Raw genomic sequence first — 25843 nt, 5'->3', positions numbered from 1 at the left:
TTAACCGGGAGTGCAGCCCTCAACCGCTTGGTTGGGGGTTTTTTGTGCTGGCGTGTGGAGGGTGCTGCACCAACCAGCCTATGCGCCGGGCGCAGTTTGCATTTTCTGCCACCGAGCACAGATGAGACCCGACGTGACGACGGTACGGGGTAGTGCTGTACTCCACACCGTTGAGAGCAAAACTTAGTGCAGCGCGTTCAAATCTTCGCGGGTGGGAGCATACGCGCCTGCGTGCGAGCAGGCCACCGCCGCCGCCTTGAGGCCCATCTGGAGATGATCCGTCCAGAGAGCTTCGGGCTGCTCGGTGGCGCTGACCAAAATGCCAGCACACAGCGCGTCACCCGCTCCCACCGTGTCAGCCACCGTGACCAGCACCGTCGGCAAGTCAACGCGGCCCGACGAGTGGTACAAACTCGCGCCCAGCGCCCCACGGGTCACGATAATTGGAGCGCGAGGATTAAGGCCCCGCAGGTAGCGCAGAGCGTCGTCTTCAGATTGGCCTGCAAAGAAAAAAGCCAAATCTTCGTCGCTGAACTTGAGCATATCCGAGCGCTTGACCACCGCTTCAAACACCGGCAAGTAGGCCGGGTTGCGGTGGACGATGCGGGCATTGGGATCGAAGCTGATCTTGGTGCCTGCCGCCCGCGCATTTTCGATCAGGCCCAGCAGCGTGTCGGCCAGCGGCCAGCGCACCAAGCTGATGCCGCCGACGTGCAGCCAGCGGGCCGATCCCAGCCAGCCGTCCGGCAGGTGGGTCGGGTCAAACATCAAGTCGGCGCTGTTTTCGCCCAAAAAGCGGTAAGCCGGCGGGTTGGCTGAATACACCACTGCCATCAGCGTGGCCGCCGGGAGCCGCTGCAAGAAGCGCGGATCAAGGCCCGCTTCCAGCGAGGCCCGCACCAAATCGTCACCAAAGTTGTCTTGCCCGACTGCGCCCGCAAACGCGCTCGGCACCCCGAGACGGGCGCAGGCGCGGGCCACGTTCCATGCTGCGCCGCCGGGGTGGGCCGTCCACTGGTTGCCGCCAGCAGTCACGAGGTCGGTGAGGGCTTCTCCCGCGCTGACGATGAGGGGCAAAGAGTGATCGGACGGGTCGGCGTAGGTGGAAAAGTCGGGGCGGGTCATTGGAAATTAGAATACCATCTTGCGGGCGTTCGGCAGGCGCTGTTGGGTTGCCCCCCAGCGCAGGGTGATTCACTCCTCAACGAATAGGTTCTTTACCCTGAGCGCTCGGTTGACCGCCACTTCCATTGGCAAAGTTATACTCACCGAATGCACCTCATTTCACGTTTGCTGGCGCTCTGGATCTTTTCAAGCGCTGGCACAGTTGCTGCGGCCCAAAGCATATCCCCGCTCAACGCCGCCGAGGTCGCGGCCATACTCGGACAATTTGAAGCGGTGAGTGTCAGTGCGCCTGTTGGAACAAAACGGGCCATCATCGCTGCAACGAGCCAGATGAACGGCACAGATCAAAGCGGGCTTTATACGGGGACGCGTACGCTGTCCATCTACGATTTCAAAGCTCCAGTGCGCTTGATTGTCGGTTTGGCGGGCGATCCGATTTTACGGGGAAAAAACGAACCCACCCTGAGTTTGCCTGGCCTCTCCCCTTGCGGCCCAGAAGAGCAGTTGGCTCTCCTCGGGGCAAGCAGCAGCTCCGAGACCAATCTGGCCAAGCAGTGCTTGGGTATGGGAAACCGGGCCGAGGGGATAGGCGGGGGGAAAGAATTGATGCTGAAGCAGCTTCCCCGACTCAATGCTTGGAAGCCGTTTTACCGCTGGTATTTTCTGGTGGGCAACGACTCTTCCGAAGCTGCTTACACCGAAGCGCGGAACAACCCCGCCGCCCAGATCGTGTGGTGGGTGTATTTCAGCAGCGACGCTTCAAGCGAAGTGGGCAAGCCGCCGCTCTATACGCCGAACCCTTAATTTGCGAGCAACAGCAAGCGGCCCACCTTCAATTCAGAAGGCAGGCCGCTTTTCTTAAATTGGCTTAGACTTCCAATTCTTTTTTGGTAATGAATGGCATCTGATCTCGTAGTTCCTTGCCCACCACTTCCAACGTGTGGGTTCGCATTTTGCCGCGTTGCTCGTTCATATACGGAAAGCCCGATTCGGCGTCGGCAATGAACTTCTCGGCGAACTTACCGCTCTGAATGTCGGTCAGCACATCCTTCATGGTGGCCTTGGTGTCCGCCGTGATGATACGCGGCCCAGTCACGTAATCGCCAAACTCGGCGGTGTTGCTGATCGAGTGGCGCATCCCTTCAAAGCCCTTCTCGTAAATCAAATCGACGATCAGTTTAACTTCGTGCAGCGTTTCAAAGTAAGCGATTTCGGGTTGATAGCCCGCTTCCACCAGCGTTTCGAAGCCCGCCTGAATCAGGTGGGTGACGCCGCCGCACAACACGCTCTGCTCGCCGAAAAGGTCAGTCTCGGTTTCTTCTTTGAAAGTGGTTTCAAGGACGCCTGCACGGGTGCCGCCGATGCCGCGTGCGTAAGCCAGCGCAATCTCGCGGGCGTTGCCACTGGCATTTTGCTCCACGGCAAAAATGCTGGGCATTCCCGCGCCGTCAGCGTAGACGCGGCGCAACATATGACCGGGGCCCTTGGGAGCGACCAGAAAAACGTCCACGTCGGCGGGAGGCTTGATCCGGCCAAAGTGGATGTTGAAGCCGTGCCCGAAGGCCAGCGCCTTGCCTGCACTCAGGTGGGGTTCAATACTCTCGGTGTAGGTTTTGGGTTGGTTTTCGTCGGGAATGAGCAGCATCACCACGTCGGCTTCCTTCACGGCGTCTTCGATGCTGGCCACGCGCAGACCGGCTTGCTCGGCTTTGGCCTTGCTGCTGGAGCCGTCGCGCAGGCCGACGACCACGTTCAGGCCGCTGTCGCGCAAGTTCTGAGCATGAGCGTGGGCCTGTGAGCCGTAGCCGATAATGGCGATCAGTTTGTCTTCGATGGGGGTCAGTGCAACGTCTTTGTCGTAGTACATTTTTGCGGCCATGTAAGTCTCCTTGTTGGTTCTGACGGCTCAGCGCTGTCCTGCTGCGAATAAAGCCAGCGGGCAGCGGCGGGCGGAAAAGCAATGGTAAGAACTATAGGGCTTGGAAGGTAAAAGGAAGCGGGGTGTTCTAGGGGAGAGCTGGGGAGGGGCAACGTCAGTAAACTCGTTTCCACCCTACCCGCGAGCCCACTCAGAACATATTGTTGACTTCCCGCGCCTTGCCCTCACGCGGCGCACTTTGCAGCACCGGCTGGAGCGTTTCCGTCTCGCCGTCGTGGTAGATATGGCTGGGAATATCGGCGTTGCTGCCGCGCGTCAGGGCGATCCGGCCCGTGCGCATGGTTTCCAGAATACCGAACGTCCGCATCTGTTCGATAAAAGCGGTGATTTTGCCTTCGTCACCGGTCACTTCAAAGGTCAGGGCGTGGTGTCCGGCGTCCACGATCCGGGCGCGGAAATCCTCGGCCATCTGACGAATTTCAATGCGGCGCTCAGTGTTTTCCACCCGCACTTTTACCAGCACCAACTCGCGGTCAACATACTTTTCCAAGCTGTGGTCAATGATTTTGACTACGTCGTGGAGCTTGTCGAGTTGCTTCATGGCCTGCTCGACCACGCCCCTGTCTCCGCTGACCACAAAAGTCATCCGCGAGACGCCGGGCATTTCGGTCGCGCCCACCGACAGGCTTTTGATGTTGTAACCGCGCCGCCCAAAGAGAGACGTGATGCGGGTCAGGACGCGGGGTTCGTCGCGCACCAGCGCCGAGACGAGGTGGTCTGAAACAGGCTGAAACGGTGAAGTCATTGGCTGGCCTCCGTGCTGATTTCGGTGTCTGGTGCGCTGGCCATCACATTCATTTTGTCGCCCAAGTCCGGTACTTTGACCGGCTCGTTTTCGATCATCTCGTACAGCGCCGCGCCTGCCGGAACCATCGGAAAAACGCCGTGTTCGTTGGGCACCACCACTTCCAGCAGGCCCGAGCCGTCGTGTGAGAGCCAGGCGTCAATGGCCGTCTCTAGATCGGCGCTGTTGTCGGCCCGCCAGCCTTTGATGTTGTAAGCGTCGGCCAGTTTGAGGAAATCAGGGTTGGAGTCGCCCAGATAAACTTCGCTGTAGCGCTTTTCGTGAAACAGCTCCTGCCACTGGCGCACCATCCCCAAGTACGAGTTGTTGATGATGCAGATTTTGCAGTTGCGGATGTCGTATTTGGTGAGGGTGGCGAGTTCTTGAGCCGTCATTTGAAAGCCGCCGTCGCCAGCAATCACGATGCTCTGCACACCGGGTTCGGCCATCGCCGCGCCGAGCGCTGCCGGAAAGCCGAAGCCCATGGTTCCGAGGCCGCCGGACGTCAGCCAGCGGCGCGGCTTTTCAAAGCGGGCCAGTTGAGCGGCCAGCATCTGGTGTTGGCCCACGTCGGTGGTCAGGATGTCGTCGGGGCGCAGTCTGGCCACCACTTGCCGCACCGCCTGAGCCGCGCCCCAGGTGGTCGGGTGTTCGCCGCGCGTTTTCCATTCGTCAAGTTGGGCTTGCCACTCCGGCACTTCAAACGGCACTGCGCCCTGAGTCAGGGCAACCGCAGCCTGCTTGGCGTCCGACTTGACCGGCAAGTGGGCACGCACGATTTTGCCGATTTCGGCGGCGTCGAGGTCAATGTGAATGATCTGGGCGTTCGGCGCAAAATCCTTGACGCGGCCTGTCACGCGGTCATCGAAGCGCAGCCCGAAGCCGATCAGCACGTCGGCCTGCGAGATGGCGTGGTTGGCGGCGACGCTGCCGTGCATACCGGGCATGCCGAGCCACAGCGGATCAGACGCCGGAAACGCGCCGAGGCCCATCAGCGTGGTGATGGTGGGGATTTGCCAGGCGCGGGCAAACTCGGTGATTTCTTTGGACGCGCCCTGCGAACCGCCACCGACCATCAAAACAGGCTTTTTGGCCGTCTTGAGCAGTTCGCAGGCCGCGTGGATCGCTTCCGGGCGCGGGCTGATGGCTTCGGGGGCGGCCTGCGGTTTGACCAGTTTGCCAGTAAACGCCGCGAGTTGCACGTCTTTAGGAATGTCCACCAGCACCGGGCCGGGTCTGCCCGAGCGGGCAATCCGAATCGCTTCGGCCACGATGGCGGGCAGTTCGTTGGGATCGGTCACCACGTAGTTGTGCTTGGTGATCGGCAAAGTGATGCCGGTGATGTCGGCCTCCTGAAAAGCGTCGGTGCCCATCAGGTGCCGCGCCACGTTGCCGGTAATGGCCAGGAGCGGCACATTGTCCATCATGGCGTCGGCGAGTCCGGTGACCAAGTTGGTCGCGCCGGGGCCGGAAGTGGCGATGCATACGCCGATTTCGCCGGTGGCCTTGGCCCAGCCTTCGGCGGCGTGAATCGCGCCTTGCTCGTGGCGGGCCAGCACGTGGCGCACTTCGGGATAGTAGGTCAGGGCGTCGTAGACCGGCATGATCGCGCCGCCCGGATAACCGAACACCGTGCTGATGCCGTGCGCGGCGAGGGTGGCCCACAGCGCCTTGGCTCCAGTCATGTCCTGCATCTGCTGATGTTCTTGCTGCTCTGGGTGCTGCTCTGGTCGATCTGCGTCCGGCTGGGTCATGCGCCCTTCTCCTCGTCCTACCTATCCCCTATCCAAAAAATCCCCCGCCCTGGGTGTGGGGCGGGGGCTTCTAGCGTCACGCAGGACTTAGCGCCGACAACCCCCGGAGCCAAGAAGTACTACCACAATGTTAGCTGCGCCTGCGTACATACTCATCAGGGTACGCGCTGGGAAGAGGCGGCGTCAACAAAAATCTAGTCAAGGTCAGATCACGGTCAAGGCATGGTCAAGGCCGGCAGGGCCAAACGGAGCAACACGCTCACAGCTTCTTGGCCTGCGGGTATTTCATGATCGCTTCGTCTTCGGTCAAAAATTCGCCCTCGGCGTCGGGGCTCCAGATGACTTCGGCACGGATCAAGTCGCCGGGATTGACGGCGGAGATGGCCTGAAGAGCCGCCCGGACTTCCGCCGCGTCGGTGGTCCCAGCAGGCGGCAACTGCGCCAAGCTCTGCGCCGCCACGCCGAGCGTCACGACCAAGTACAGCTCGCCCACGTCTTTTTTGAAGGTGTAGTCGGCTTGGTGCTGGTAGCCGGTGCGCGGGTCTTTATTTTGGTAATTGCTGGTGGTCTGATCGGTGAAGGCGGCGCGGGCTTGGGTGGCCCACGCGCCGAGTTGGGCGTCGGCGCTGCTGGCGCTGCCCTGAGCACGCTGCACGTCGCCGTAAGTCCAGCGCTCGGGGTGTCTGAGGACTACCAAAGCCGCTTCCTGAAGCATCTGGGTCAGCCCGGCGTCGGTATCGGGATCGCCGCTCTGGGCCACCGCTTGCAGAGCGCGTTTGACATCGTCGCCGTCGGTCATGACGACTTGCACCATCACCGTCTGGGCGTTGCCGCTCATGCTGCCCAGCAAGCCGCCGCCCATCACTCCGCGCCCCGAAGCCGCGCTGCGGCGCATCACCAAAAACACCACCAAAACAATGCCGCCGATCAGCAAAATGGGAAACAAGCTCAGGCCGCCGCCTCCGCCGTAACCGCCGCCGTATCCCCCACCGTAGCCGCCGTTGTTGATGATGACCGGCCCCCGGTAGCCGCCGCCACTGTACCCGCCGCCTGAATAGCCGCCGCCGCCCCGACTGGAGCCGCCGCCAAAACTGCCGCCACTGGACGAACCGCCGCCGCCGCCGCTGGATCGCCCCCCGAAACCGCCGCCGGACTGGGCCCAAGCGAGGCCGCCTAAAGCGAGTAGACCGAGCAGCAGCGTGACTTTGAGCAGGCGTTGCCAGTGGTGGAGATAAGCGGCAAAAGCAGAAAACATCGAAGCGGAATTGGGCATAGCCAACAGTTTAGAGCGAGTTGGGGCAGGGTGAGACGTGAAGGCCAGGAAACGGTCAATACCGGGGTCAGTACAGCGCCCCGCCTTCGGCTGGCCCCAGCTCGAACTTGCTGAACATCACGGTAAAGCCGCCGCGCTGGGGCGAGCAAGCATAGACGCCCACCTCTGCGGCCAGTTCCGGCGGAAAGTAAGCCAAACGCAGGAGCGACCACTCGGTTTCCTGCGCTTCTTCAGCATAAAAGCAGCGGCTTTGCACGCTCACCGCGTCGCCCCGCCGGGTCAGCTTGAGATCAAAAAAGTCAGGCATGCCCACCGGGCGCACGCTCCAATCGCTGAAGCTGTGTGTGACCACGGCGCTGAGCTGCTGGCCGACAAATTCTACGCCCGCCTTGATCCACTCGCGCTCATTGGCACGCAGCATCAAACCCGCTTGGTCGTACAGCGCTTGATACTGACCGCGCACCCGCACCTGCACGCTGAATTCCTGCGGCGCAGGCAGAGCGAAAAAGTGGCCGTTGTCATGGGTGAAGCCGTAATGGGTCTGCCGCCAAAAGTCGGTGTCGGGGGCGGTTTCGACCTCAAGTTGGGTGTTCTCTAGGTGTGAGCGCGGCGGCGGGTTGAGCCAAGTCAGGGTTTGCCAATCGGTCATCGGTGCGGCCAGCATACACGGCGGGTAGACTGCGGACATGGAACGAGAATTGACGCCGGAAGCCTTTAGCGCCTTGCTGGAGGGTTTGTATGAACGAGACGACCGCTTGGAGCTGCGCCAAGAAGGCGAGTTTTATCCGCGCAGTGAAAAAGTGGACGCCTATATCCTCAGCGGCCACGCCGAAGCACTGCAAAGTGTGGAGTTTGACGGCGACCTGTGGGGCACGCTGGAAGATATAGACGAGCAGGCCGCAGACGAGGACGAGGCGTGGGCCAAAATTCGGGCTTTTTACCTTGACCGGGGCAACCTGCTGCTGCGGCTCGGAGCGGGCGAGGAGTGGATTTTCAACGAAAGCCTGGCGCGGCGCATCGGCCTGCTGAGTCCAGACAGCCACGAGTAAAGGTCAACGCTACGTCAAGTCCGCCTGAACGCCCGCTCATCCACAAGATGAGAAATCGGCGCTAAGGTAGGTCATGTCTCAACGTAACCAACACCGCTTTCCCGTCAAACGTTTTATTTTGCTCGGCGCACTGATCGGCGCAGGCGTGTACTATCTCAGCCGCGAACAAAACCGCAAGGCGCTCGACAACAAGCTGGCCGAACTCGGCATTAAAGACGCCGCCAGCGATATGGCCACCAGCGCCTCCAAAGGCTTTGAGCAAGTCAAAGAAGCGGCCAAAGACGCCGGAGCCACGATTGCCGACAAAGCCGCCGACGTCAAAGACGCTGCCCAACGCAGCACCGAAGAAGGCAAGGAAGCCGCCAAAGACGCTCTGCAAGACGTCTCCAAAGCTGTCCAAGACGCCGCCGCCAAAACCCGTGACGCCGCGCAAGACCTTGGCGCACAGGTCAAAGACAGCGCCCAGAATGTCGCGCCGCAGATCAAGGCCGCTGCTCAGGACGCTGGCAAGGCGGTGGCCGACAAAGCCAATGAAGTGAAAGACAACGCCCAAAAAGCCGTCAGCGGCGCTCAGGATACGGCGCAGGACAAAGCCCAAGACCTGAAGCAAGAGGTGAAAGCGGCTGCCGACGCCACCAAAACGACGGCGCAAAATGCTGCCGAGGATGCCAAGAACACCGCCCAACAGCTCAGCGCCGATGCCAAAGACAAAGTGCAAGACGTGAAGGCCGACGTCAAAACGGAAGCTCACGACACTGGCAAGGACATTCGCGCCAATATCCAGAACTTGGCGCAGGCCACCAAAGACAAAGCGCAAGACGTCAAAGAAGATGTCAAAGACCAAACCCGCAAAAACTAAAACGTTGTAAAAGAGCTGTTCAGACGAAAGGAGCCTAGGCAACAGGCTCCTTTCGCCTTGCTTTCTCACCGGTCAAGCCAAGTCCATTAGACTGGCCGGCATGTCGCTCTCCTCCTCCCGCTTGGCCGTCATTCACACCGGCGGCACGATTGCCAGCCGCCCCGATCCCAGCGGCGCGGGCCTGACGCCGCAGCAAGCGCCGCAAACGCCGATTTCCCCGCAGATCCGCGTGGACGACGTACAGGCCTTCAACTTGCCCAGCCCGCACATCACGCCCGCACATATGGAAACGTTGCGCGGCCTGATCGAAGACCTCGCGCCCGATTACGGCGGACTGGTCGTGACCCACGGCACCGACACGCTGGAAGAAACTGCCTTCTTCTTGCATCTGACGCTCGGCACACCGGCCGGCGTGGTGCTGACCGGCAGTATGCGCCACGCCGAGGAGCTGAGCTGGGACGGCCCCGGCAATTTATACGACGCGGCGCAGGTGGCCCTCAGCCCCCAGACGCGGGGACGCGGCCCGCTGGTGGTGTTCGGCGGCGACATTTTTGACGCCCGAACCGTCACCAAAGTGCATACCACGGCGGTGGACGCTTTCGGAGGGTATCCCGGCCCGATTGGGCGCATAGACCACGGGCCAGTCGGAGCGGCGCTGCATTATTTTGCCCGCCCCGAGCCGCGCCCGCTTTACCGCCCCAGCCGGGTGGACGCCCGCGTGGAAGTGCTGTACGCCTACGCTGGGTGGCGGGGCGAAGGCTACGCACAGGCCGCCGAGCGGGCCGACGGCTTGGTGATCGCTGCGCTGGGCACCGGCAATTTGCCCGCCGAGTTGCTGCCCTTAATCGAGCAAACCTGCGCCCAGACGCAAAAACCCGTCATCATCGCCACCCGCACCCACGCCGGGCCGGTGCTGCCGATCTACGGTTACGCGGGCGGCGGAGCCAGCTTGCTGAGGGCCGGAGCGATTCCCGCCAGTTTTCTGAACGCCCACAAAGCCCGCATTTTGTTGGTGGTGTTGCTGGGTATGGGACTGGGACGAGACGAAATCGCGGAGGTGTTCGGGCGATTTTGAGGGGCGTATCAAAGACACTTTCCCCTTCCCTGCGCTAAGAGCCGCTCTTGCCCCATTTAAACGGACTGAAATTGGTGTGGCGGTCAAACACGTCCACGCCCTCGGCCCGCTTGAGGAAGGAGACGACGGCGTAGGTGACCGGCGTCAGCACCACTTCCAGGCCGACTTTGTAAAGGTAATTAAACAGCACCAAGCCCCACAGCACGTCGCTGGGCAGCACGCCCCAGAAGGCCACCAAGCTGAACACCAGCGTGTCGGCCCCCTGACCGACCAAGGTGCTGCCGATGGTGCGCGTCCACAGCCAGCGACCGCCCGTCAGCAGTTTGAGGCGGGCCAGAACGTACGAATTGAGAAACTCGCCCACAAAAAAAGCCAGGGTAGAGGCCAGCAAAATGCGCGGCGCGAAGGCAAACACCACGCCGAATGCGCCTTTGGTCGGGCTGTCCACGCTCTCGGGCAGGGACGCGACCAGCGCAAAGGTGAGGGTCGCCAGCATATTCATGGCCAGCCCAAACCAAATCACGCGGCGCGAACGGGCGTAGCCGTACACTTCGGTGAGCAGATCGCCGAAAATGTAGGTCAGCGGAAACAAAATGGTGCCGCCATCAAAAGCCGGTTGCCAAAAGCCCAGATTGACGGTGGCGGTTTTGGTGCTGGCCAGGTTGGAAACAATCAGCACCACCGCGAACAGCGCCAAAATAAGATCGAAATACTTGAAACGGGTCGGTTGTGCATTCAAAACTGGCTCACTCAACTTCTGGTCGCTGGACATGCGGCCCTCCTCGTGCGGCAAACTCGCAAAAAGGCGAGCGCCAAAGCGCAGTGTAGCGGGCCAGTTGAGACTTAACCAGTTCCGCTTTGCCGAGCGCTGACCACCCGCTGCGCCGGCATGTCAACATAAAAGCCATGACCGCGCCTCCCCTTTCCTTTTCTGCTGATCTGGCCCGCCACTCCCTCCTGACACGCGGCGAACGCATTCGCACCACGCTGGGCGTTTTGATTGGGTTGTACATTCTGATCGGCGTGCTTTCGCTGGGCATTCTCGGCATTTTCTGGGGATTTTCCGGCCCGTTCTGGAAAGAACTCCAGCCAGACCCAGACGGCCTCAAAAGCTTCGTCAATTGGATTTTGGGCGGCAGTGTCTTGGTGTCTGCCGCCTTTTTCGTGTTGTATGTGCTGGCGCTTCTGGCGGCCCGGCGGGCCATTGCCAGCGTGCAGACTTACGCGCTGAGTGGCCAAACAGGCTCCGCCGCCCGTGACGCCCGGCGCTTCAACAAATGGCTGAGCGCTTGGCAGTGGTGGACGCTGATTTCAGCCGTCTTGAGCGTGTCGCTCGCGCCTTTTTTTATAGGGTGGGCAGCAAAGCTCGATCCGGCCACCACCCAAACCTTGGGGAGCGCCGAGCTGAGTGTGGTGGCCATCAGCGGCGTGCTTCAGGCGCTGCCCACCGTCGTGCTGACTTGGCTGGTGCTGGCCAGCATCAAACGCTTTTTTGCGGCAGTGGCGCTCCACGCGGGCGGCAGTCGGCAGCCGGTCACGCCGGTGGCCAGCGCGGCAGGCGGTTGGCTGATCTTTACCATCGTGGTTTTGGCGCTCGGGCTGGCCGCTTTGGCGTTCTTCACCCTGCTGGTGGCTACTCTCGGCACGCTCCCCACAATGTTCGCGCAAGACGCCAGCTTCGGTGTTGACCCAGCCGCGTTTAAGAGCGCGTTCGGCGGCGTAGCCGTGCTGCTGCTGCTGAGCGCCGTGCTGTACGGGTTCTTGATTGCTCTCACGGCTTGGTCACGCGGGTTTGCGCTGAACGCGGCGGCCCTCCTCGACGCGGCGCGGCTGGGCGGCGAGCGCAGCGCCGCTTCCCTGCCGATGAATGAGGGAACCAATCCCTGGAAGACTTCGATCACGCTCTCCAAATCAGACGATTGGAACGGGCGGTGAGTTCGGTGGAGTGGAGTGGGAGGCGTCTTCTTCAAATTTGAGCCACCCGAGCGGCCCGATACGGCACAATAACGCCATGACTCACCAGCCTCTGCCCGCCCTTTTGCTGCTTTCTCTGAGCCTTCTCAGCGCCTGCACTTCCACCACCACGCCGACCACCCCGACCAGCAAAACCACTTCCCCACCGGTTGCCAGCGGCGACGACGTGCCGACGGTGGCGCGGGCAACCCGGCCCGCCGCGCCCAACTGTGCCGTGCAGAGCCTCGCTTCACAGGTGGTGGGCGGCGACCTCGCCAAACTGAGTTACGCCAATCGCTGGCCCACCCTCAGAACGCAGGCCAGCGCCAGCACCTTGGCCGGGCTGCTGCTGGATACCCGCAAGCTCATCAATGCCAACTATTACGGTTTCAGTCCAGTGGATTTGCAAGCGCTTCACGAAACGTGGGAAGCCAATTTCCGCAAAACCTTCGGCAATTTACAACAGGCCGTCCCCAGCACCGCCGATCCCCTGATGGCGCAGTACATTTCGGCCATCAACGACGACCACACCTTTTACCTGAGCCCGGCCAGCTACCAAGCCTTCAAAAATCAGGGCAGCGGCTCGCCCACCCCTTCGCCCAAGTTCGGCTTCCGGTTTGCAGCGGTGCCGGGCGAAGACGGCGCGGTGCTGATTGACATTGACGCAGGCACCCCTGCTGCCGCCGCCGGCTTACAACGCGGCGACACCATTTTGAGCGTGAACGGCGTAGCCCTGACGCGCAGCAGCAGCGACGACAATGCGGCAGCCAGCCAGTATTCAAGCGTTCTCGCGGCGGCCATCACCCGGGGCGGCAGCGTCACGCTGGGTATTCGGCGCGGGGCCACCCCCCTGAGCATCGCCGTAACGCCGAGTATCGTTTCCAGCAGCTCCGTGCCCTCAGGCCGAATGCTGGGCAGCACCTATGTGCTGCGGCTGCCCTCCTTTGCCACCACCGGCACCGCCCAGCGGGTGCACGATTTGGTGCGGGCCGCTCAGAAAGCCGGAGCGAGCAGCTTGATTCTCGATTTGCGCGGCAACCGGGGCGGCTTGGTCAGCGAGGCCACTGGCGTCAGCGCCGCTTTTGCGCCGAAATTGGCAGGGCAAACCTTGGAGTTCATCGACGCGCAGGACTTGACCTTTTTTTACGACGCCCAGAGCGGTCAGGTCGCGGGGCGCGGGGTGTGCTTGAAGAACACTGAAGCGCTGACGACCATCCAAAATCCGGCGCTGTGGACCGGCAAGCTGGCCACGCTGGTCAACGCCGACAGTGCCAGCGCCAGCGAAGTCGTCACCGAGACGCTGCAAAAAGCGGGAGCAAGCGCTTTTGGCGAAGTCACGGTGGGCGTGGGCAACACCGCCACCACCATCAGCGACCTCGGTTCCGGCAACCGGGGGCTGAGCGTCACCATTGCCCGCAGCCGCGCCTTGGACGGCCAGTATTTGACGGCCAAAGTCGCGCCGAATGTGGCAGTGGGCGATGATCTGAAAGCGCTGGCCCACGGTAACGATTTACCGCTGGAAGCGGCTTTGGGTAGAGTTCAGTAACGCTTCATTCCTCTCCGATTCGCTCCACGGCCAAGACTTCCCGCGCCACGGTCAAAAAAGCCCGCACCACCGGGTTGTCTTCTTGCCTGCGCCACACCGCCACGATGTCCACCACTGGAGCGCCCTCGATGAGCCGGTAGGTGACGCCGGGCAGCGAAACGCGCTGAAAAAACCGGATCGGCAAAAACACCCCGATGCCCGCCGCCACCAAAGACAGCAGGGTCGGCACTTCGATGGCTTCCTGCACGATGCGCGGGGTGTAGCCCGCCGCAGCGCACCAGCGCATGACCTGGTCGTAATACGTCGCGCGGATCTGGCGCGGAAAAAACACGAACGGCTCGTCTTTGAAATCGCTGATGTTCAATCTCTCGCGCTGCGCCAGCGGGTGCGAACTCGGCAGCGCCACCACCAAGTCTTGCCGCCACAGCGCTTCGGCCACGAAGCTGGGATCGCGCACCGGCAGCAGCATCAGCCCGATGTCGAGTTGGCTGCTGCGCAGGCCTTCTTCTTGTTCTTGGGCGGTAAGTTCACGCAGTTCTACGCTGACATTCGGGTAGCGCTGCCGGAAGGTTCGCACCACTTCCGGTAAGCCGCCGAACACCAAACCCGACACGAAGCCCAGCGTCAGCCGCCCGACTTCGCCCCGCGCCGCCCGCCGGGCGCGTTCGATCACTTTGTCGGCCTCGGCCAGGGTGGCCCGCGCCGCTTCCAAAAACTCTTTTCCGGCGGGGGTGAGCTGCACTTTGCGGGTGGTTCGCAGTACCAGCGGCACACCCACTTCGTCTTCTAAATTCTTGATGGAATTGGAAAGCGCTTGCTGCACCACGTAGACCCGCTCGGCGGCGCGGCCGAAATGCTGCTCTTCAGCGAGGGCGACAAAGTGGCGCAGGTGGCGCAGTTCCATGAAGGTCTCCTGTTTAGTGGTGTGTGCCGTTAAAAGCGGCGACTCCACTAGCCTCATCTTACCCCTATCCGCTCCTTTCACCACTCAATTTGGTGAATGAAGGCTTTTGGTAGTGTTGGCAGGCGGCAATACAGAGCACTAGACTGGGAGGCGATCGAAAGCCAATATCGCCGTCTCTCGCCCATTTTGGAGGAAGTACGCATGACCCAGCCTCACCCCCGAGCCAAACTGCCCGCCACCGAGCGCGACAACCTCAATGAAATTGAAAAGCAGGAGTGGCTCGACTCACTGGCCTTCGTGATGGCCAACGCCGGAGACGAGCGGGCCGCGCAACTCCTTGAAGACTTGGATTACTACGCTTACTTTCATGGCGCACCGATCCAGTTCAAGCAAAACACCCCTTACCTCAACACCATCGGCACCGAGCATCAACCGGTTTATCCGGGCGACATTGCCTTAGAACTCAAAATTCGCAACATCATCCGCTGGAACGCGGTGGCGATGGTGGTCAAGGCCAACAAAAACAGTGAGGGCATCGGCGGGCACTTGGCCAGTTATGCCAGCACCGCCGAGCTGTTGGAAGTCGGTTTCAATCACTTCTTCAGGGGCCACGGCGCAGGCCAAGACCGTGACCTGCTGTTTTATCAGGGCCATACTTCACCGGGTATCTACAGCCGCAGCTTTTTGGAAGGGCGCTTTGACGAGGGTCACCTCAACCGCTTTCGCCGCGAGCTGAGCAAAGAAGGCCCCGGCCTTTCCAGCTACCCGCACCCGTGGCTGATGCCCGACTACTGGGAATTTCCGACGGTCAGCATGGGACTGGGGCCGATTCAGGCAATTTATCAGGCCCGCTTCATTAAATACCTGGAAAACCGCAAGCTCAAGCCCGCCGGCGACGCCAAAGTCTGGGCCTTTTTGGGCGACGGCGAAATGGACGAGCCGCAGAGTATCGGAGCGCTGAGGTTTGCCGCTTACGAGAACCTCGACAACCTGATTTTCGTGCTCAACGCCAACTTGCAGCGCCTCGACGGCCCAGTGCGGGCCAACTCCAAGGTCATTCAGGAGTTCGAGGCGCTGTTCCGGGGCGCGGGCTGGAACGTCATCAAGGTGGTCTGGGACGGCAAGTGGGACGAGCTGCTCAGCAAGGACTACAACGGCACCATCGTCAAGCGCTTCGAGCTGCTGGTCGACGGTGAGTCGCAGCGCTACGCGGCCTTCGGCGGCAAAGAACTGCGCGAGAATTTCTTCAATACCCCCGAACTCAAAGCGCTGATCGAGGGCTGGAGCGACGCCGATTTGGAGCTGCTCAACCGGGGCGGGCACGACGTCAATAAAGTCTACGCGGCGTATTCGTCGGCCATTCAGCACAAAGGCAGCCCCACCGTCATCATCGCCCGCACCATTAAAGGGTACGCGCTGGGCGAGAGTGCTATGGCCCGCAACGTCGCCCACAACGTCAAGAAACTGGACTTCGGAGCGCTCAAAACCCTGCGCGACACCCTCAAATTGCCGCTTACTGACGATCAAGTCGAGCACTTGGAGTACTACACCCCCGGCCCCGATTCACCGGAGGTCAAGTACATCTTGGAGCGCCGCGCCGCGCTAGGCGGGCAAATTCCGGCCCGTCACGTCGAGTACCAAATGCCCGCAGTGCCGGGACAAGACTTTTATCAGGAGTTTACCAAGGGCAGCGGCGAGCGCGAGGTCAGCACCACCATGGCACTGGTGCAAGTCATCAGCAAATTGCTGCGCGACAAAGAACTGGGCAAACTGATCGTGCCGATTGTGCCGGATGAAGCCCGCACCTTTGGGATGGACGCGCTGGTGCCGCGCATCGGCATCTACTCGCCGCGTGGGCAAACCTACAAGCCGGTCGACAGCGGCTCGCTGATGGCCTATAAGGAATCCAAAGACGGGCAGATGCTCGAAGAAGGCATCACCGAAGACGGCGCGACGGCCTCTTGGATCGCGGCGGGAACGTCATATGCCACTCACGGTGTGCCGACCATTCCCTTTTACGTGTTCTACAGCATGTTCGGTCTCCAGCGCGTAGGCGACTTGATCTGGGCCGCCGCAGACCAAAAGGCCAAGGGCTTCCTGATCGGCGCAACCGCTGGCCGCACCACTTTGGCGGGCGAAGGCCTCCAGCACCAAGACGGCAACAGCCTCTTGCAAGGCTACGTGGTGCCCAACCTGCGGATGTACGACCCGGCGTTTGCTTATGAGCTGGCCGCCATCGTGGAAGACGGCATCAAAAAGATGTACGTGGACGGCGAAGACGTTTTTTACTACATCATGGTCGACAACGAAAACGAGATTCAGCCTGCCGCGCCCGACATCGAGGGGCTGCATGACGCCATCGTGAAGGGGCTTTACCGTTTTCAGAAATCCGAGAACAAGTCGAAATTGCGGGCCCAACTGCTCGCCAGCGGCCCGGCGATGGGCGCGGCGCAAGAAGCCGTCAAATTGCTTGAAGGTTACGGCGTGGCCGCCGACATCTGGAGCGTGACGAGTTACAAGCAGCTGCACCAAGAAGCGCTGGCCGTTCAGCGCCGCAACATGCTGCACCCCACCGCCACTCAGGAAGTCAGCTACGTGGCCCAGCAGCTCAGCAAAGACAACGCCCCCGGCGTGCTGGTGTCGGTCAGCGATTATGTCAAGCTCGGCGCGGACGGGCTCAACGGCCACCTTGACCGCAAGCTGTGGACGCTCGGCACCGACGGCTTTGGGCGCAGTGAAGCCCGCGCAGAGCTGCGCGACTTCTTCGAAGTGGATGCCAAACACGTCACCGTGATGGCGCTCTACGCCCTGCTGCGCGACGGCAAGATCAAAGGCGAGGTGGTGGCCAAAGCCATCAGCGACTTCGGGATTGATCCTGAGCGGTTGGCTCCGGTGGTTCGCTAAGACCTGTCCCTCTGCTCTGTGGGCCTCCCTCTCCTTCAAGGGGAGACGCCCCGCAGGAGCGGAGGGATACTGCGCGGTTGCTCTTCCCCCACAACCCACACCCCCAAAAGGAAGTTCCCATGCCAACAGAAATCAAACTCCCCGAAGTGGGCGACAACATCGAGCAGGGCACCGTCGTCAGCATTCTCGTTCAAGTTGGCGACACCATTGAAGCGGGTCAGGCCGTCATTGAAATCGAAACCGACAAAGCCGTGGTGGAAGTCCCCGCCGAAGCGGGCGGCACCGTGGCCGAAATTAAAGTCAAGGTGGGCGACAGCGTGCCGGTGGGCGGCGTCATTTTGACGTTGGGCGGTGACACGACTCCTGCTCAGGCCGTTCCTGCCGCTTCTCCCAGTCAAGGCGGCGGCGATGAAGCCATGCTGGTAGAATCGGCTCCGGTGGCGGTGCCCACTGCCGTGCAGCAGCCCACCCCCCAGCAGTCCGCGCCAGCCAGCCAGCCAAGCAGCGGCGCAGGGCAAGATGTGGTTTTGCCAGATGTGGGCGACAACATCGAGCAGGGCATCATCGTCAGCGTGCTGGTCAGCGCGGGCGACGATATCACTGAAGGGCAGGCGATCATGGAGCTGGAAACCGACAAAGCGGTGGTAGAAGTGCCGTCGAGCGCGGCGGGCAAAGTCGCTTCGGTGTCGGTCAAGGTGGGCGATTCGGTCAAAATCGGCGGCGTACTGCTGACCCTTTCCGGTGAAACTGGAACGGACAGCGCGGCTGCTCCGGCGCAAAATGCACCTGCTCAAGCTGAGCAAGCTCCCACTCAAGCCAGCACCAACAACATTACCGATCAGCCCAACTTGCCTCCCGCCGCCAAAACGGGCGGAGCCATCGGCTCGGTGGAGCCAGCACCCGGCACCTACAACACCCAGACTTTTGACGGACGCGAGGTGGTTCACGCCGCTCCCAGCGTGCGCCGCTTGGCCCGCGAACTCGGCGTCAACATCAAGTCGGTGCAGGGTGCAGGCCCGGCAGGCCGCATCAGCGCTGAGGACGTGCAGCAAGCGGCCAAAGGCGGAGGCGGAGGCGGCGCACCTGTTCAGGCTTCTCAGGCCCAGCCCGTTGCCCAGCCGGTGCAATCTGCTGCCGCTGCACAGGCTCCCGCTCCGCAAGCGGCCGCCGCGCCCAGCGCCACCAAGTTGCCCGACTTTGCCAAATGGGGCACGGTGCGCCGCGAGGATATGTCAGGCATTCGCAAAGCCACCGTCCGCAGCATGAACGCCTCGACGAGCATTCCGATGGTCACGCACTTTGACAAAGCCGACGTGACCCGCATGGAAGAAGTCCGCAAGCAGTTCGGCGCAAGGGTGGAGAAAGCCGGCGGCAAACTCACCATGACCCACATCCTGATGAAGGTCGTGGCCAACACCCTCCGCAAGTTCCCCAAGTTCGGCGCGAGTTTGGATTTGGAAAACCAGCAAGTGATTTACAAGGACTACGTCAACCTCGGCGTGGCGGTGGACACTCCCAACGGCCTGCTCGTTCCGGTGCTGAAAAATGCCGACCGCCTCAGCATCACCGAGATGGTGCTGGAGCTCAACGAACTGGCCGGACGCGCCCGTGACCGCAAGCTCAAGCCCGACGAAATGCAGGGCGCGACCTTTACGATCAGCAACCTCGGCGGCATCGGCGGTTACGCCTTCACGCCGATTGTCAACGCGCCGGAAGTCGCCATTCTGGGTGTTTCACGTGGCAGCTTCGAGCCGGTTTGGAACCGTGAGACCGAGTCGTTTGAACCGCGCAACATGCTGCCACTCTCGCTCAGCTACGATCACCGCCTGATTGACGGCGCAGATGCGGCCCGCTTCGTTCGGGCTATTGCCGAATCGTTAGAAGACCCGTTCTTGATTTCGTTGTAGAAGCCGCTCAATGATGGCCCCTGCTGAAGTTGGCGGGGGCTTTTTTTAACCAAACATTTATGTAAAATAAGAATTATGAAGAAATTGTGGTTCGCTGCCAGTTTACTGCTCGCCTCCTGCGCTCCTACTCTGACCGCCGCCCCTAAGCCCATAGCGGGTGAGGTCATTGTAGAAGCAACTTTACCCACATTTACTTCTGTCTCAGATCTTTTTACAGGTAGCAACAAGGCGTTGTTGGGTGACACTGAATCCATAATATTGCTCTCGCTTCTTCCAAAAGGAGATGAAGGTTTAAATAATGAATCCAGAGCGGGTGTCAAAGGAATCACCACAGTGCAAGATTTATTCGTGAAAGCATACGAAGACTCTAGTCCCGCTATCAATTATGATACATTTTACCCTTTTCAGCGAGCAAAAGGAGGAAAAAGTGGTGGCGATTCTCTCAAAATGCTGAGTCAGCAGGGCGCTCCCGCTCATATCCAGGCAACTTGGCAAGCCACCGAAATAAACGGCAAAAATACTATTGATCTGGTCTGGGAAACCAAGCCTTTAGGCAACAAACTCCTGAGTGTCAAAGTTAAAGCGTCGGCTACCGACCCAGCTATCAACACTCGCACCATTGAGGACAGATGGATGGGGGAGTTTCTCAAAAATCCCGGTATTAAACTGATTGCCAGCGGACGCTAAGCCGTCTAAAGATTAAGCCCCCGCTAGCGTTCGGCGGGGGCTTTTATGTTGATTTATCGGAAAATCAGTTTAAAAAGCCTGCGCTACTTTCATACACACCCACCCCAGCACCATGCACGTCGGCAAAGTAATTACCCAAGCTGCGACGATGCGGCCCGCGACTTGCCAGCGCACTGCCTTGAAGCCTTTGGTGGCTCCCACGCCCATGATGCTGGTGGAAATCACATGGGTGGTGCTGACCGGAATGCCCAGAGCGCTGGCTCCCTCGATGATCGCGGCGGCGCTCATTTCGGCCACGAAGCCGTCAATCGGGCGCAGTTCCACCACGCCGAATCCCATGGTTTTGATGATTCGCCAGCCCCCCACCGCCGTGCCGAGGCCCATGGCCGCCGCCGCCGCCAGAATAATCCACAGCGGCACATGGTCAGGTCGGGTGCCGAGGTAGGCCGAGACCGCCAGCGTCATGATGCCCATGGTTTTTTGGGCGTCGTTGCCGCCGTGACTGTAAGCCATAAACGCCGCCGACAAAATCTGTAAGCGCCCGAACACCCGCGTGACGGTGCGGGGGCGCATTCGGCGGGCAATGAGCCACACCACCAAGAACATCAGCAAAATGGGAACCAGAAAACCCAGAACTGGAGAAGTGACCAGGCCCGCCAGCGTTTTGTTGACGCCTTTGGGAATCACCGCTGCCCAGCCGCCCGCCGCCACGCCCGCGCCCACCAAACTAAACACCAGCGCGTGGCTGCTGCTGCTGGGAATGCCCTTCCACCACGTCAGCAAATTCCAGATGATGGCGCTGACCAGCGCGGCGGCCACCAGCGTCAGCGAGGCGACGTCGGGGGCGATAATGTCTTTGTAAACCGTTTTGGCCACAGCGGTGCCGGTCAGCGCCCCGACGACGTTGAGCACGGCGGCCATGGCAATCGCCTGAGCGGGCGTCAGCACTTTGGTGGCGATTGAAGTGGCAATGGCGTTGGCCGTGTCGTGAAAGCCGTTGATGAAATCGAAGATCAGCGCCAGGGCAATAATGCCGATGAGAGCAAGCAGCGCGGTGGTCATCAGGCGTTTTTGAGCAGAATGTTTTCGACCGTCTTGGCAACCCGCTGGGCCTGATCCGAGGCGTCTTCGAGGAGCGAGATGATTTCCCCGGCTCTGGTGGCCTGAATCATCTGCTGCACGTCCATCACGCCGTCATACAGCGCGGCCTGTGCAGCGTCGCTGATGGTGTCGCCGTCATCTTCCAAGGTGCGGACTTCAGTGGCCAGCGCGGCCAGCTCCGGCACACGCTTTTTGTCTTCGATCAGCGGCATGGCTTTGGCCAGTACCACGCACTGGCGCTCCACCACTTCGGCGAGTCGGCGCATGGCTTCTGTCGGGGCAACTTTGTAAAGCCACAGCTTGCGGCCTGCTTCTTCGATAAAGTCGGTCAGATCATCAAGCTCGGCGTTCAAACTAATAATGTCTTCGCGGTCAAACGGCACGATAAACGAGTCGATCAGCATCTGGGTGACCTGGCCCGCCAAGCTGTCTCCAGCGTGCTCCAAATCGCGCAGGGTGCTGACATGCCCGCTGAGGTCGCCGGACGCAGACAGCAGGGTAAGCAGTGCGTGGGCAGTCTGCTGGGCATTTTGGGCCTGTGCGGCGAACAGCTCACCGAATTTCTCGTTCTTGGGCATGAAGCGTGATAAAACCATGACTTAAGCTAGCGGTTTTGCCCCTCCAAATGTCATTCTTTTATCAGATGAGGCCAGTGGCGCTGCACTTACGCCCCAACTCACGGCAGCTTGACCCGCCAGTCCTGACTTTCCCAGTTTTGTTCGGAGCGCCGCGTAAAGTGCAGCTCTGCCTTGCCCGCCAACTCCTGCGCCGTGAACTTGACTTGCCACAGTCCGAAGACGCCCAGAGTAGCCTCGCGGTCTTGGACATCTGTCCACTGCTGGGCGTCCCCGAAACCGAAGTGCAGGGTAAACGGCTGGTTGCCCTGAATGCACAAGTCCAGATTTGCAGTCAGCTCAAAGACCGGCGCGTTGGTCGTCCAAAACGTGACTTTGGGCGCGGGGGTGGCGACCAGGTAGCGGTCTCGCACGGTGTCCAGCGCTTCGTAAGGCTGCTGGTGTTGCCGCGTCCACAAGAGCTTGATGAACTCGGCGTGCGCCCACACCAGCGGCATGGCGCTGCCCGCCGGTTTGCCGGGCTCAAACAGCTTGACGGGGGCGGTGTCCCAGACTTGCTCAGGAAAAAGGCCGCCGTCGCCGCTGGACTTCATCATGGCCGCCAAATACTCGTCCGCCGATCCGCCGGACAACACCGCCAGATGCCCGCGCTCACCGGTGAGTAAGGGCCAGGGCCGCCCAATGCCGTCGTTCTGGCCCAAAAAGGGGCCGCCGTCAGCGGTGTTGCCGTAGCCGTCATGCTGATAGCGGTAATACAGCGGGCCGCTGGGTGTCTCACAGCGCAGTTCGCCGTCCACCACTTTGAGGCTGTTTTGAATGCGCGGGTCGGCGGCGTTTCTCAGGCCCATCCTGACCAGATACCCGAAATCCAAGCTGACCAACTCGCCCGCTTTGACTTTGATGTCGGCGGTGTTGGCAATACTCACGTCTTGCTGGCCGGGGTGCTCGGCGGCCTGCGGCGCGATGCGGATGTAGTAGCCGTCCACGCCGTACTTGGCGGCCAGGGGGGCGTCGTCTCCGCTCACATAACACCAGCCTTCCAAGCGGGCGTTCCAGTCGTCGGCGATGGCCAGAGCGGTTTGGGCCTCCTCGGCGCTCAGCCAAGGCACCGCCGCCACCAATCCGGCGATCATGATGGCCAGGGTGTAGGCACTGACGCCGCTGTTTTCTTCCCAGCGGTCTTCCTGACTGACCGGGCCGTGCCGCGCCAGATACCCGGCTGCCCTTTGCGCCGCCCACTCCAAAGCGCTGCGGGTGAAGTTGTCGTCTTGTTCGAGGTCGCGCAGCTTGGCCATCAAGATCAGCACGAAGGCGGTTTCGTCGAGCTGATCGCCCGACCAGTACGGCTCACCGTTGGGATACAGATTTTGCGGCCAGTGCCCATCCGGCGACTGCGCGGCCAGCAGATAATTGAGGCTGCGAACCGCGTCGTTGACCTGCCCAACGGCCAACAGGGCGGTGGCGGCCTCGACCATGTCGCGGGGCCACACCAGATGGTAGCCGCCCAAACTGCTGTGGGCCTGCCCAAACGGCACGCTGAGGCTGGCCACAATCGCGCCGGAAAAATCGCTGCCTTCGTGCACCCGAATGACTTGGGCGCTCAGGCGGGCGCGGGCTGTTTCGGCGTCTCCGGCGCTCGGCAGCCTCAGGCGCGAAGTCCAGGTTTGCCAAGTCGCCAAAAATTCTTCCCGCTGCAAGGCGTAGGGGCGCTGGAGGCTGCTGCGGGCGTGAATGGCCGCGCCCGCCGCGTGGTGGGCGAAGGCCAGCGCCAGCGTGCCGCGCGGCTGAGTCAGTTCGGCCATCAGCGCCACGTTGCCGTGTTCGGCTTTGCCGTGTTGCCAAGTCATTTCGCCGTTTTGATTAAAGTCCTGCCAGCCGTCGCTAACGCCCACAAATCCGGCGCTGGTTTTGCCGAAATCACCATCGGCCAAAAAAGCCAGAGAAGCGTCACCTTGCTGGGCGTACAGTACGCCGCCTTCTATCCAAGCGGTGTTGTCTTCGCCGGAGTCGGCCAAGTGCGGAGCCAGCAGCGCGTAGAGCGTGCCGCCGCTCAACTCATAGCGAATCAGCAGCGAGTCGTTTTCCACCGACGGCATGATTTCCAGCTTGAGGCTGAAGGCGGGGTCACGTGCCAGACGGTGTTCGATGCTGATCAGCGGGCCGTCTTCGTGGGGCGTCAGGCTGTAGATGCAGTCGCGCTTAATGTCCACCCAGCCGTCAGCGGTCTTGACGATAAAGGTTAAGTCGCGCACCTGCGGCTCGCCGCTTGACGGCCAATAGACTTCATTGACCACGCCGTAGCCGACAGCGGCCCGCACCCGCCCGCCGCCGAGTGCGCCGGTCACGGCGTCTTTGTTGCTGCTCGTCCAAGTGGGCTTGAGGCCGGGCCGTCCGGGGGCTTCGGCGGCGTGCGGCTGAGGTTGGGCGCTGAGGTGAGACATGGTTCCTCCAATGTAGACCTCTAAGCTCAAGCGCAGTTATCACAGTGAAGTGAAATCGGCGGGCAAAGCTACCGAATATGCAGCTTTTGAGCGCCCGGTGCATACTCGGAGGTGACATGGATCCCGATTCCAAACAACCCTCACCCAAAGCCGCTTGGATGCCCAGCGTGGCCGCCGAAACACTCAAAAGCTCAGAGCGGCAGCTTCCCGGTGGGCGGTACGGACGTCCCGTCCTCAGTGCGGTGTTTGTGATGAATTGGCTGTATCTGCCACTGACGCTCAAAGCGGATACACCCACGCTGAAATGGAGCTTTGTAAGCCTTTGGCTGATTTCTAGTTGTATTGTGTTGGCACTTTGGTTTTGGCAACGTCAGCATCACATTGAAGATACTGAGCAGCGCTCTTGGTTGGACTTTCAGTTTCAATGGAAGTATTTCTGCTTTATTTTATTTTGGTTTGGACTGAGCTGTTGCTGGAATAGTTTTTCTCCCAATAGGCAATGGTCAGCCTTGCACCTAGTACTAGCGTCACTGCTGCTCGGCAGCTTAATCTGGCTGATTCAGTCATGGCGTCAGCGCCGCACTCAAGGCCCGTAACGCCGCTCACCCGGCAACTCGGCCTCGTCGTGAATGGCCTGCGCCACCTGCCTGGCCAGCGGGAAATCCACCGCCGCGTACCAGGCTTCTTCCATTTGCCCGTCTCTTGTCCGGTAACACGTCATTACCGGCCCGGATTTGCAGCCGCCCAGGCAGCCGGATTCAGTCAGGCGAAGACTGCCGCCCGCCTTGTAGTAGGCCAGCTTGTCTTGCTCAAGCGCGTTCCAGACGGCGCGGTAAAGGAGATCGGAGCCGCGAGCTTTGCAGTTGCTGTTCTGACAGATCAGCAGGTGGCCGGTGGTGGGAAAATAGCGTGGGGCAGACATAGGCTCCTGAGCTTACAGGTTCGCGCCCTCCCCGTTGCCCTGACTTGTGACAAAGTGACGGCGCTAGAGTAAGTCCATGCCGCTCCGTAGCCTCATGCTCGCCCTGATGATCACTTTTATCTGGGGTGTCAATTTCGTCGTCATTAAGCTCAGCGTCAGTGAAGCGCCGCCGCTGCTGGTGGCCGCCTTGCGGTTTGCCCTCGCCGCGCTGCCCGCCATCTTTTTTATTCCGCGTCCCCAGATGCGTTGGCAAACTTTTTTGGGCTACGGCCTCGCGGTGGGCGTGATGCAGTTCGGTCTGCTGTATTTGGCTATTCAGCTCGGCCTCAGCGCTGGACTGGCGAGTCTATTGATGCAGATGCAGGCCTTTTTTACGGCGATGCTGGCGGCTTTCTTGTGGCGCGAGCGGCTGCCCGCCAACCAAATCGTGGGGATAGCGCTGGCCTTTGCGGGCATGGCGGTCATCGGTTTGCTGGCCGACCACCACACCAGCATCGTTGGCTTGGTTCTGGTCTTGGTCGCCGCTCTCGGCTGGGCCATCAGCAACGTGCTGGTCAAGTCGGCGGGCAAAGCCAATATGCTCAGCTTGGTGGTGTGGTCGGCGCTGATTCCGCCGGTTCCCCTGACCCTGATGACCGGCCTGACCAGCGGCTGGGCCAGCATCGGCCACACACTGACGCACAGCAGCCTCGGCTTTTGGGCGGCGGTGGCGTTTATGGGGTATTTCAACACGGTGCTGGGCTTCGGGGTTTGGAATTGGCTCATTCAGCAGCACGGAGCCAGTCGCGTCGCGCCGCTGTCACTCTTGGTGCCTGTGTTCGGAATGGTCAGCAGCGCTCTGTATTTTCAAGAAACCTTTCCGCCGCTCAAGGTGCTGGGGGCCGTGTTGGTTTTCGTGGGCTTGCTGGTGCATGTCTTTGGGGGCCGGATCGTGGAGCGCTGGAAGGTGCAGGGCGTAGAGGCCTGAGCCGCAGGGCATTCATTGCCTTTGCGTAGAGCCGTCCCCGCCCCCCGTCCGATTCGGTAGGCGGAATTGAGAGAGAGG

At 61.0% G+C, this 25843-nt stretch carries 23 protein-coding genes; 11 read left to right on the top strand and 12 right to left on the bottom strand.

The genetic code is table 11. The features are described from left to right. Positions 1 to 183: 183 nt before the first annotated feature. Positions 184 to 1125, bottom strand: a complete 942-nt coding sequence (locus EHF33_RS02085) for a carbohydrate kinase family protein (protein WP_124867440.1) — start codon at positions 1123 to 1125, stop codon at positions 184 to 186. 147 nt (positions 1126 to 1272) lie between these two features. Here EHF33_RS02085 and EHF33_RS02080 point away from each other — a divergent pair, with 147 nt between their 5' ends. Beyond that, positions 1273 to 1929, top strand: coding sequence for a hypothetical protein (locus tag EHF33_RS02080; RefSeq protein ID WP_124867438.1), 657 nt, complete (start codon positions 1273 to 1275; stop codon positions 1927 to 1929). 64 nt (positions 1930 to 1993) lie between these two features. Here the strand turns inward: EHF33_RS02080 and ilvC are convergent, their stop codons facing one another. From ilvC to EHF33_RS02055, 5 genes are all read right to left on the bottom strand, one after another. Then, complete coding sequence (gene ilvC, locus EHF33_RS02075; protein WP_124867437.1) at positions 1994 to 3004, bottom strand: ketol-acid reductoisomerase; 1011 nt, start codon at positions 3002 to 3004, stop codon at positions 1994 to 1996. 190 nt (positions 3005 to 3194) lie between these two features. Continuing rightward, positions 3195 to 3809, bottom strand: coding sequence for an acetolactate synthase small subunit (ilvN, locus tag EHF33_RS02070; protein WP_164473382.1), 615 nt, complete (start codon positions 3807 to 3809; stop codon positions 3195 to 3197). Further along, positions 3806 to 5533, bottom strand: a complete 1728-nt coding sequence (gene ilvB / locus EHF33_RS02065) for a biosynthetic-type acetolactate synthase large subunit (RefSeq protein WP_124872726.1) — start codon at positions 5531 to 5533, stop codon at positions 3806 to 3808. The genes ilvN and ilvB overlap by 4 nt, the downstream gene beginning before the upstream one ends. A gap of 328 nt (positions 5534 to 5861) precedes the next feature. Then, on the bottom strand, positions 5862 to 6875 hold the full coding sequence (locus EHF33_RS02060) for a DUF1517 domain-containing protein (protein WP_241191216.1): 1014 nt from the start codon (positions 6873 to 6875) through the stop codon (positions 5862 to 5864). Positions 6876 to 6942: 67 nt separating this feature from the next. Then, positions 6943 to 7563 carry a DUF1349 domain-containing protein gene (locus EHF33_RS02055; RefSeq protein ID WP_241191215.1) on the bottom strand — a complete coding sequence of 207 codons (621 nt, stop codon included), beginning with the start codon at positions 7561 to 7563 and terminating at the stop codon, positions 6943 to 6945. Here EHF33_RS02055 and EHF33_RS02050 point away from each other — a divergent pair. The 3 genes from EHF33_RS02050 to EHF33_RS02040 all read left to right on the top strand — a co-directional run bounded on the left by EHF33_RS02050 (position 7562) and on the right by EHF33_RS02040 (position 9858). Further along, positions 7562 to 7924, top strand: coding sequence for a hypothetical protein (locus EHF33_RS02050; RefSeq protein WP_124867435.1), 363 nt, complete (start codon positions 7562 to 7564; stop codon positions 7922 to 7924). The genes EHF33_RS02055 and EHF33_RS02050 overlap by 2 nt on opposite strands. Before the next feature lie 73 nt (positions 7925 to 7997). After that, positions 7998 to 8783 (top strand): hypothetical protein, encoded by a 786-nt coding sequence (locus EHF33_RS02045; RefSeq protein WP_206431598.1) that lies wholly within the window; start codon positions 7998 to 8000, stop codon positions 8781 to 8783. A 100-nt stretch (positions 8784 to 8883) separates the two neighbouring features. Beyond that, positions 8884 to 9858: an asparaginase gene (locus EHF33_RS02040; RefSeq protein ID WP_124867433.1), complete on the top strand. Its 975-nt coding sequence runs from the start codon at positions 8884 to 8886 to the stop codon at positions 9856 to 9858. Positions 9859 to 9892: 34 nt separating this feature from the next. Here the strand turns inward: EHF33_RS02040 and EHF33_RS02035 are convergent, their stop codons facing one another. Next, a complete protein-coding gene (locus EHF33_RS02035) occupies positions 9893 to 10630 on the bottom strand; it encodes a queuosine precursor transporter (RefSeq protein WP_124867431.1) in 738 nt (245 codons plus the stop codon). A 134-nt stretch (positions 10631 to 10764) separates the two neighbouring features. On the opposite strand from EHF33_RS02035, the gene EHF33_RS02030 reads away from it, so the two are divergent. Together EHF33_RS02030 and EHF33_RS02025 are read left to right on the top strand one after the other, a co-directional pair. Then, a complete protein-coding gene (locus EHF33_RS02030; RefSeq protein WP_124867429.1) occupies positions 10765 to 11793 on the top strand; it encodes a hypothetical protein in 1029 nt (342 codons plus the stop codon). Positions 11794 to 11869: 76 nt separating this feature from the next. Beyond that, positions 11870 to 13357 (top strand): S41 family peptidase, encoded by a 1488-nt coding sequence (locus tag EHF33_RS02025; RefSeq protein ID WP_164473381.1) that lies wholly within the window; start codon positions 11870 to 11872, stop codon positions 13355 to 13357. A 4-nt stretch (positions 13358 to 13361) separates the two neighbouring features. On the opposite strand, the gene EHF33_RS02020 is transcribed toward EHF33_RS02025, so the two are convergent. After that, complete coding sequence (locus EHF33_RS02020) at positions 13362 to 14261, bottom strand: LysR family transcriptional regulator (RefSeq protein WP_124867426.1); 900 nt, start codon at positions 14259 to 14261, stop codon at positions 13362 to 13364. Between the two features lie 201 nt (positions 14262 to 14462). On the opposite strand from EHF33_RS02020, the gene aceE reads away from it, so the two are divergent. The 3 genes from aceE (at position 14463) to EHF33_RS02005 (ending at position 19759) form a co-directional block, all read left to right on the top strand. Further along, positions 14463 to 17165, top strand: coding sequence for a pyruvate dehydrogenase (acetyl-transferring), homodimeric type (aceE, locus tag EHF33_RS02015; protein ID WP_124867424.1), 2703 nt, complete (start codon positions 14463 to 14465; stop codon positions 17163 to 17165). A gap of 119 nt (positions 17166 to 17284) precedes the next feature. Beyond that, positions 17285 to 19072 carry a dihydrolipoyllysine-residue acetyltransferase gene (gene aceF, locus EHF33_RS02010; RefSeq protein WP_124867422.1) on the top strand — a complete coding sequence of 596 codons (1788 nt, stop codon included), beginning with the start codon at positions 17285 to 17287 and terminating at the stop codon, positions 19070 to 19072. Between the two features lie 75 nt (positions 19073 to 19147). Then, entirely contained in the window at positions 19148 to 19759 is a 612-nt protein-coding gene (locus EHF33_RS02005; protein ID WP_124867420.1) for a hypothetical protein, read from the top strand. A gap of 69 nt (positions 19760 to 19828) precedes the next feature. On the opposite strand, the gene EHF33_RS02000 is transcribed toward EHF33_RS02005, so the two are convergent. The 3 genes from EHF33_RS02000 to EHF33_RS01990 form a co-directional block, all read right to left on the bottom strand. After that, positions 19829 to 20821: an inorganic phosphate transporter gene (locus EHF33_RS02000; protein ID WP_124867418.1), complete on the bottom strand. Its 993-nt coding sequence runs from the start codon at positions 20819 to 20821 to the stop codon at positions 19829 to 19831. Continuing rightward, a complete protein-coding gene (locus EHF33_RS01995) occupies positions 20821 to 21456 on the bottom strand; it encodes a DUF47 domain-containing protein (RefSeq protein ID WP_124867416.1) in 636 nt (211 codons plus the stop codon). The genes EHF33_RS02000 and EHF33_RS01995 overlap by 1 nt, the downstream gene beginning before the upstream one ends. 80 nt (positions 21457 to 21536) lie before the next feature. Further along, positions 21537 to 23876, bottom strand: a complete 2340-nt coding sequence (locus tag EHF33_RS01990) for a glycoside hydrolase family 15 protein (RefSeq protein WP_124867414.1) — start codon at positions 23874 to 23876, stop codon at positions 21537 to 21539. Between the two features lie 116 nt (positions 23877 to 23992). Between EHF33_RS01990 and EHF33_RS01985 the strand changes: the two genes are divergently transcribed. After that, positions 23993 to 24472: a hypothetical protein gene (locus EHF33_RS01985; protein WP_124867413.1), complete on the top strand. Its 480-nt coding sequence runs from the start codon at positions 23993 to 23995 to the stop codon at positions 24470 to 24472. On the opposite strand, the gene EHF33_RS01980 is transcribed toward EHF33_RS01985, so the two are convergent. Next, a complete protein-coding gene (locus EHF33_RS01980) occupies positions 24460 to 24798 on the bottom strand; it encodes a (2Fe-2S) ferredoxin domain-containing protein (protein WP_124867411.1) in 339 nt (112 codons plus the stop codon). The genes EHF33_RS01985 and EHF33_RS01980 overlap by 13 nt on opposite strands. Positions 24799 to 24874: 76 nt before the next feature. Between EHF33_RS01980 and EHF33_RS01975 the strand changes: the two genes are divergently transcribed. Further along, positions 24875 to 25765 carry an EamA family transporter gene (locus EHF33_RS01975; RefSeq protein ID WP_124867409.1) on the top strand — a complete coding sequence of 297 codons (891 nt, stop codon included), beginning with the start codon at positions 24875 to 24877 and terminating at the stop codon, positions 25763 to 25765. Positions 25766 to 25843: the final 78 nt, after the last annotated feature.

It is taken from the genome of Deinococcus psychrotolerans (assembly GCF_003860465.1).
Lineage (GTDB): Bacteria > Deinococcota > Deinococci > Deinococcales > Deinococcaceae > Deinococcus > Deinococcus psychrotolerans.
This window is presented reverse-complemented; position numbering and strand designations above follow the sequence as displayed.